At 73.1% G+C, this 1,863-nt stretch carries 1 protein-coding gene and 1 pseudogene; both read right to left on the reverse strand.

Annotated elements, in window-relative coordinates:
• The coding region (locus tag ACFV5N_RS27505; RefSeq protein WP_385605164.1) for an AMP-binding protein at positions 1–1,593 on the reverse strand (1,593 nt) is incomplete at its 3' end.
• Positions 1,585–1,746 (reverse strand): annotated as a pseudogene (locus ACFV5N_RS27510) (malonyl-CoA decarboxylase domain-containing protein); the annotation flags it as partial. The gene ACFV5N_RS27505 and the pseudogene ACFV5N_RS27510, both read right to left, overlap by 9 nt.
• Positions 1,747–1,863: the final 117 nt, after the last annotated feature.

Consider the following 1,863-nt stretch of genomic DNA (forward strand, 5'->3'; position numbering starts at 1 on the left):
GGCGAGGTCCCCGGCGACGGCCTCCAGCAGTTCCCTCTCGCCGGGCTCCTCCCCGGGCGCCGGGACGACGACGGCGACCACCGTCTCGCCGAAGTCGGGATGCGGTACGCCGATGACGGCGGACTCGGCCACCTTGGGGTGGGCGTCCAGCAGTTCCTCGATCTCCTTGGGGTAGACGTTGTAGCCGCCGGAGATCACCAGGTCCTTCGCCCGCCCGACGATGCTCAGATAGCCGTCCTCGTCGAAGCGGCCCAGGTCCCCGGTGACGAAGAAGCCGTCGGGCCGGAATTCGGCGGCCGTCTTCTCCGGCATCCGCCAGTAGCCGGTGAAGACGTTGGGGCCGCGCACCTCGATGCTGCCGACCTCCCCGTCCGGCAGCTTCCGGCCGGTGGCGGCGTCCACCACCCGCACCTCGGTGCCGGGCAGCGGCTTTCCGACGGTGCCGGGCTTGCGGGGGCCGCCGGTGAGGGGGTTGGTGGTGTTCATGTTGGTCTCGGTCATCCCGTAGCGCTCCACGATGGCGTGGCCGGTACGGGCCTCGAAGGCCGTGTGGTCGCTCGCGAGCAGCGGTGCCGAGCCGGAGACGAACAGCCGCATCCCGGCACAGCTCTCCCGGGTGAGCCCTTCGCTCCTGAGCAGCCGGGTGTAGAAGGTGGGGACGCCCATGAGGACGGTGGCCCGGGGCAGCAGTTCGGTGATCGCCGTGGCGTCGAAGGACGGCAGGTAGTACATCGAGGCCCCGGCCACCAGCGTCATGTTGACGGCGACGAAGAGACCGTGCACGTGGAAGATCGGCAGGGCGTGGATCAGCCGGTCCTCGGCGGTGTACTCCCAGGCGTCCAGCAGCGCCGCGCAGTTGGAGGCCAGATTGCCGTGGGTGAGGACCGCGCCCTTGGAACGTCCGGTGGTACCGGAGGTGTAGAGGATGGCCGCCGGGTCCCCCTCCGCCACCGGGTGGACGGCCTCGTGGCGTTCCGTGCCGGACAGCAGTGTGCCCTCGCCTTCGGTGCCGAGCGTTTCCACGGAGAGCCCGGCCGCGCGGCGGGCGGCGTACCGCTCCTCCCGGCCGGGGGCGAGGACGAGGACCCGTGGCTCGGCGTCGTCGAGGAAGTAGTCCATCTCGGCACCGGTGTAGGCGGTGTTGAGCGGCAGGAAGACGCCGCCGAGCTGGAGCGTCGCCAGGTACAGGGCCACGGCCTCGGGGGACTTGCCGACCTGGGCGGCGACCCGGTCGCCGGGGGAGAGACCGGCGGCGGCCAGCCGGGCGGCGATCCGCTGGACGGTCAGCCCGGTCTCGCCGTAGGTGATGCGCCGGCCGCCGGGGAGTTCGAAGAGCGTCGCGTCCGGTCGCCGCGCCGCCTGTGCGGCGAAGGACCGGTGGATGGTCGGGCAGGGGGCCATCGGGGGTGTTCCTCTCGTGTCGTGCGGGTGCGGCGTGCCGGGGCGGGTGGCCGGCGTGCCGTGGGCGCGGCCGGATGCGGGCGCCGCGCCGTAGGTGTCGCCCAGTGGGCCGCCGCGGGCCACCCGGCCGTGGCGTACGAAGTCCTCGTGCCGCCGTTCCAGCTCTCCGGGCTCGTAGCGGTAGTTGATCATCGCGCCGTAGGACTGCTCCCAGGCCCGCTCCGAGGTGTCGGCGGGCCAGTTGAGCTGCCAGGCGGCGGCTCCGTTGCCCAGGTGGAACCGGGCGACCGGGTCGAGGGGGCGCCCGTCCTCGCGCCGCTCATCGAGGATGTACCGGGCCAGGGCGTGCCGGAGCCGGGGGGAGGTGTCCCCGGTGCCCGCCGGCGGGTGCGCGTATACACCTCAGCGTGACACCGTGAGTCGTCGCAGGAGCCGCAGGCCGGGTTCGCCGTCGGCCGCCCG

The organism is Streptomyces sp. NPDC059853 (genome assembly GCF_042731495.1).
Lineage (GTDB): Bacteria > Actinomycetota > Actinomycetes > Streptomycetales > Streptomycetaceae > Streptomyces.